Below are 6313 nucleotides of genomic sequence, written 5' to 3'. Positions count from 1 at the left end.
GGTCAAGAGTTTCTGAGAGTGGGATCGATCCCGAGAGGTGGAGCATGACCAGAAACGTAAATCGCTCTTCGGGGCCCTGTTGTGGCTCACTCGTCTTGCGGCCGGTTTAGTTGGCCATGCATCGTGCCCCATTTTTCCGCATGAACGGCCCGTCGGCGCATGCCCCAGGAACCTTTCCGCAGAGCATTCGGGCGTTCGCGTAACCATTAGGGTGACAGGGACCGTCAACAACCGAATTCCCGCCCAAAGACGAATCTTGGTGTGACATCTGGCAGTCCTCTCATGACAGGGAAGTGGTCAAAGTCATGACAACATCAGTGAGTGCCGGCAAAGTACCAAGAGAAGAGAGTGACGGAATGACAAGGAAGTCCGAGCATTAAGGGTACCTCTCAGCGGTCGTCGTCGTGCTTTCAGATGAGTCGCATGAGATGTAACCACTTGGTTGACAGCCGCGGGCTCTCACTATATCATCAACCATGTGGTTGAAGTTAACGAGGAGGCTTTTGATGGACGAGGCACGGCTGCGGAGGATGCGACAAGGATTTTTGCGACTACTAATTTTATTGGGCGTGCAATTGTTGCTGGGAATGGTGGCGAATCTATGGGTGATAATTCCCAAAACCCATCCCGGTACTGACAACAGCAATTACTTCGGGGGATTGATTAAGGGCATTTCTTGGGCGCTTTTCCACGGCGCACTCTTTCTCCAACTACACATCGCTGTGGGGGTAGTGCTATGGGTGTTCGCCACGCTATTAGTCGTGGCCTCTCTGCAAACCCACGACGGGACGTTGGTAACAGCTAGCGTAATGGAGTGGATCGGGATTACCGGTGCGGGGTTTAATGGCGGAAGCTTTCTCAACTACGGACTCAATATCAGTTCGTTTTTGATGAGTGTGGGATTTGTCCTGGCGGCGACCAGTGATGTCTGGGGCATGGTGTATAGTGTACGCCTGAAAGTCTCCCAGGAAGAGCTGGTGTCTCATGGCTAGCACGGATCGTACCCGTGAAATCACTCTGGCGGCCTATCGCATGATTGCGGACGAGGGATTGGAGAGATTTCGCATTCGGTCCTTGGCGGACCGCGTCGGCATCAATCACGCTACCTTGCTTCATTATTTCCCGTCCAAGCAGGCGGTCATAGAAGCGGTGGTGGGCTACTTACTGCACCAACTACGAGACGAAGGAATGGCGCATGACGCGCCGACGCCGGAAGAGGCGCTACGTCACGAATTGGACGACTTTTGTCGACGACTCCGCGATGATCGCAACTTTTTTGTCGTGCTCAATGAACTACAGCTTCGTGGGTATCGGGATGCGCGTGTGGCAGAGCCTCTAAACCAAATGTATACGGCTTGGCGTCGGTATCTCACGGAGATGATCAATCAAGGAATTTCAGCCAAGCAGTTTCGGGATGATCTACCAGTGGAGGCGTTGGTTGAGGTGATCATTTCACAGTTTCGCGGACTGACATTGAGTGCGTTAGACGTGCCGGATGATAGGATGATAGAAGATACGATGGCCATGTTATGGACGCTTTTAAGACGGGGAATCGTGCGGACATAACCGGTGACATGCTCATGCCGTCGCCAATAGGATGCTCGGCAGTGATGCTCGCATGCCTATTGGTCAGGGTCGTGCCTATGGTGTGTCGGGTACACTCTCTCGTTGCATCTCAAGAGAAGGGTAGGAGGGGGAGGGGCTCTGTGAAACCTCATTGGCGCCGTTCCGACGTTGCCAGGGTGGGGAAAAGGATAGGAGATAGGGAGGAATACGGAATGGTGGAAAAAGAACACGCCAATGATGACAACGTATTGCCCGACCTGTTAGCTCCGGGACTATCAGTAGTCTTCGTAGGCACCGCCGCGGGCACGGCGTCTAAAGTCCGGGGCGCCTACTATGCGGGAGCCGGCAATAAGTTTTGGCCGATACTGGCAGCCACTGGCCTCACGCCGCATCAGTTGCGCCCGGAGGAATACCCTGAGCTTTTGCAGTATGGATGGGGATTGACGGACGTGGTGAAAAATCAATTTGGGCCAGATAATCGTCTTCATCAATCGGTGGCATCGGGTGACGCCCTCTGGGAACGTCTCTCGAGGGTATCGCCCGCTTGGATTGCGTTTAATGGGAAGACCGCCGCAAAATGGGCGCTTCGGCGTTCGGTAATCGACTATGGTGAACAAAACCCCCAGTGGGGAACGATGCGACTTTTCGTATTGCCCTCAACCAGCGGCGCTGCCAATGGCCATTGGAATGCGGACTTTTGGCACCTATTTGCCGACCGCGTTTTATCCTCATGATGAAAACCGATGCTGTGATCCGAATGTCTCTGTACACCTCCCGATCATCAAGGGGTGGCGCAGGATATCCACGCATTCTTGGATAGGCATCCTTAACATTGCGTTCGCTTACGAGTCAAGTCATCGTTGGTGACTGAAGGTAGGTGGCTTTGGACAGGACCACCGGGCCGTCTCCGGCGAACACCGCGGAATGGCGATTATTCGTCAAAACGGAGTGGCACCTTGGTTTTTCAGTCTGCATTGATATTAGCCTTGATCGTATCTTAGCCTTTCGCTACTGTGGCGCATGTCCATGAAGCAAAGGTCTCCCCCGGGACCATTTCGAACCCAGAAGAACCGTCGTAGGCACGGATGGGCCGCCCATATTTTTTATGGAACCAATCGACCGGACCATTCCCCTATTCCCTCATAATCAAAAAATAACTTATGGAACAGGCAGGAATCACAGAAAAATCGGAGAAGTCATCAACGCCTTAAAGAGACAAACTCTGATCGTGGAAGGAACAAGGTTGACGGATATGCGCCTTAAAATTCAGGAAGCAGCGGAAACGGTGGGAGTCTCTGCCCAAACGATTCGTAAATGGGAGCGCAATGGACTCGTTCATTGTGCACGATTCCCTAATGGGTTTCGGTATTTTATGGCGCAAGATATAGAAAGACTGCGCCTGATTAAAGAATTGCTCGGGAGGGGGACACGGATGACGGCTGTTCGTCAGCTAGTTGGAGAAATGGAAGGCGGAACGGGTGGTTCGCCCGTTCACCTTGCCGGTACATTGATCGCCCTACGGATGGCTCGGGGATGGACCTTGGATGAAGTGGCCAATCGCGCGGGTCTAAGCCCGATGAAGATTCATACGCTGGAAAATGGCCGTTCCAATGGGAGCATCGAAATTCTTCAACGGTTGGCTAGTGTGTATGGGGTGGCGCTCATCGATTTGGTGCGAGGGCAGGTTGGTCGGGACCCGGAGGTGGTGCGAGCTTCGGAGAGGCCACGGTTGGTAACCGGGGGGGACAGCATTACGATGGAAGGATTGGCACAGGGCGATGTGGATCTGCGGCCGATGCGGCTCACGGTGGACCCGGGTCGGGGCGTCGATACCTTTCATGGCCATCCCGGCCAGGAGTTCATTTATGTGCTGGTAGGAGAATTAGTGGTGGAGTTACATAATGGTCGCACCTACACCTTGGAATCGGGCGATTCCATGGCTTTTCGGTCGGAAATCTTACATCGGTGGCACGCCACCGACCATATTTTACAAGCATTGTGGATCCACCGGGATAGAGAAAGGGGATCAACTCACGATGCATTATGACGTCATTATTGTCGGAGGCGGCATTATTGGACTGTGTTCAGCCTTTGCTCTGAAAGAAGTGGGAATGCAAAACATCCTGGTCATCGATCGAGGTTGGTGTGGCCAAGGATCAACCGCCAAAGCGACAGGAGGAATTCGCACTCAGTTTAGTTCCGAGACCAACGTTAGGCTGGCGTTGCGGGGGCGCCGCTATTTTCAAGAATGGGATGTCATCTATGGCGGAGATCCCCGGTTTCGCGAGGTCGGATATCTCTTTTTTACCCGCAATACCGCTCGTGGCCAGTCGCTACAAGAAGGGCTAGCGCGTCAAACCAGTTGGGGAGTAAAAGCCTATAAAGTAGACTCCAGCGACGTTGCCAAAATGGTTCCGGGAATGCGGGTCGATGATCTCGTCATGGCCGTCTTCAGTGTGGGGGATGGGATTGCCGATCCGGGAGCCACGCTCTCCAGTGTGGAGTCTTCATGCCGTAAGCGAGGGATTGTGATTCAAGAACATACCCCAATTGACTCGATTAGCCATCAAAGCGGACGGGTCGTAGGGGTCATGGCCGGTCAGCATCTTTTTCTAGGAGACAAGGTGCTTTTGGCGACCGGCGCATGGACGGCACCACTCGTGGAATCAGTTGGTTTTCCTTTGCCTATTGCGCCTCACCATCGCCAAGTGTATCGCACCGGGCCTGTAACGGACTGGCCCGCACTGATGCCACTGAGTGTCGATTTGGATACCGGTCTCTATTGCCACTCTGATGGTTTATCGGTGGTATTTGGTGGGGGGGATCGCGACAGCGATCCGGGATGGGATGAGAGTGCCCGGCCCGATCACGTGACGGAGATTATGGAGCCACTCGTGAATCGGTGGCCGCTTCTGGCGGAGGCGCAAATTACCCATACTTGGGCAGGTCTTCGCGAAATGACGCCGGATGATCATGGGATCGTCGGAGAAATCCCGACGGTTAAAGGACTATATGTTGCCGCGGGCTTTAGTGGCCACGGCTTTATGCAGGCTCCGGCAATCGGCGACCTGGTGAGCACGATTATGACAGGACAGCGGGGGACCGTGAACGGACAAGCGTTAGATCCCTCGCGATTCTCGGGGGAAGTGGAGGGGGAAGCCTATGTTTTTTGAGGGAACTGGAGCCGAAATTTTGGTGGAAGTGTTGCGAGCTGCAGAGGTGCAGATCATTTTCGGGGTGCCTGGCGATACCGGTGTGGCCTTATATGATGTTCTCAGTCACGATCAAGCGGTGGGACCTCGTCACGTGTTGGCGCGGGATGAACGATCAGCCGCTTCGATGGCGGATGCCTATGCTCGGGTAACTCATCGAGTCGGCGTGGTGGAGGCCTCAAGTGGGGGAGGGGCCACATTTCTTGTCGGGGGACTCGGCGAGCCTTATGCCGCCTCCGTGCCGATGTTGGTCATCACCTCCGATGTTCACCGCTCTAGTCGTGGATCCCACGCCATCACAGAAGTGGATCAACAAAAACTGTTTTCTGCGGTCACAAAGGCACAGTTTGTTGTGGACGATGCCGCGTCCATGGGGGATATCGCCAATGCCGCCCTAAAAGTGGCGTTGTCCGGCCGACCGGGACCCGTGAGTCTCATTATTCCGGAAGATGTGTTTGAGGAACGGGGAATGTCGGAGTGGGCGTCGCAACCAGCACTCCTAACACCGGTGCGAACACTGGGGGAGATAGCATCGCTAAAGCGCGCTGCCCGCGTGATTGCAGCGGGCCACCGACCCGCGATGGTGTTAGGTTCGGGTGTGCATTGGTCCAATGCGTGGAATGCAGTGATGTCATTGGCTGAGCGGGGTCAGTTGGCCGTTGCGACCACCATTCACGGTAAAGGCGCCTTTCCAGAATCGCACCCCCTGAGTCTGGGTGTGGTAGGCGCCAATGGGGCTCGGGATTACGCCAATGCCTATTTACACGAGGCTGATGTCGTGCTCTTCGTCGGGACGCGGGCTAATTCTACGGATACCGATGGATTTCAATCTCCCCGTCGGGAAGGAACTCAGATTATCCATATGGATATTGATGCCTCGCGTGCGGGCGGAAATTACCCTGGCAGCCTGGCAATATTGGGGGACGCCGGCGCTAATGTGATGGCGCTTACGGAATTATTGCCGGATGCTTCTTCACCCCGAGAGGTTATTGCGCAGTGGATTGCCGAGCGCCGCCAACAATTTGCTGCTGCGCAAACGGGAAATCCCTTACGGGGACTTGATCCCCGTGCTGTGGTCGAGCATGTTCAGACCGTGTTCGGTCGCGAGGCATTGGTGGTCGGCGAGCCCGGAACCCCGACACCATATTTGTCATCATATTGGATAAGTCACGGCTATCGCCGTGATGTGATATTGCCGCGAGGACATGGGGCGATGGGGTTTGCCATTCCCGCAGCTGTGGGCATGGCTCTAGGCCATCCAAACCATCGGGTGGTGGCTTTTACGACCGATGGGAGCTTAGCGATGGCGTGCGGAGAGATGGAAACAATTAGCCGATTACACCTCCCCATTATTCTGTTGCATCTCGCCAATGGGTCTCTCGGATGGATTAAATCCTTGCAACATTTTTATATGGATAAGCGGTACTTTGGGGTGGATTTTGGACCTGTCGATGCGGTGTTGGTGGCCCAGGGTTTTGGAATTCAAGGGGTGCATGTGGAGTCCTTAGAAGAATTGGACTATGCTTTGACCACCG

Annotated in this window: 6 protein-coding genes; all 6 read left to right on the top strand. The window is 54.5% G+C overall.

What is annotated here, in order from left to right; translation table 11 throughout:
- Positions 1-506 precede the first annotated feature (506 nt).
- On the top strand, positions 507-992 hold the full coding sequence (locus ACOJWD_RS09880) for a hypothetical protein (RefSeq protein ID WP_486993065.1): 486 nt from the start codon (positions 507-509) through the stop codon (positions 990-992).
- Complete coding sequence (locus ACOJWD_RS09875; RefSeq protein WP_486993064.1) at positions 985-1566, top strand: TetR/AcrR family transcriptional regulator; 582 nt, start codon at positions 985-987, stop codon at positions 1564-1566. The genes ACOJWD_RS09880 and ACOJWD_RS09875 overlap by 8 nt, the downstream gene beginning before the upstream one ends.
- 212 nt (positions 1567-1778) lie before the next feature.
- The gene (locus tag ACOJWD_RS09870; RefSeq protein ID WP_486993063.1) at positions 1779-2300 is read left to right on the top strand and encodes a mismatch-specific DNA-glycosylase; all 522 of its coding nucleotides are present in this window, start codon (positions 1779-1781) and stop codon (positions 2298-2300) included.
- 518 nt (positions 2301-2818) lie between these two features.
- Positions 2819-3613, top strand: coding sequence for a MerR family transcriptional regulator (locus ACOJWD_RS09865; protein WP_486993062.1), 795 nt, complete (start codon positions 2819-2821; stop codon positions 3611-3613).
- Positions 3603-4739, top strand: a complete 1137-nt coding sequence (locus ACOJWD_RS09860) for an NAD(P)/FAD-dependent oxidoreductase (RefSeq protein ID WP_486993061.1) — start codon at positions 3603-3605, stop codon at positions 4737-4739. Before ACOJWD_RS09865 ends, ACOJWD_RS09860 begins: the two co-directional genes overlap by 11 nt.
- A partial coding sequence (locus tag ACOJWD_RS09855; protein WP_486993060.1) for a thiamine pyrophosphate-binding protein occupies positions 4729-6313 on the top strand: 1585 nt, incomplete at its 3' end. The genes ACOJWD_RS09860 and ACOJWD_RS09855, both read left to right, overlap by 11 nt.

Source organism: Sulfobacillus sp. TH-112 (assembly GCF_057473405.1).
Note: the sequence above shows the minus strand (reverse complement) of the source record. Positions and strands in the feature narration are given on the sequence as shown.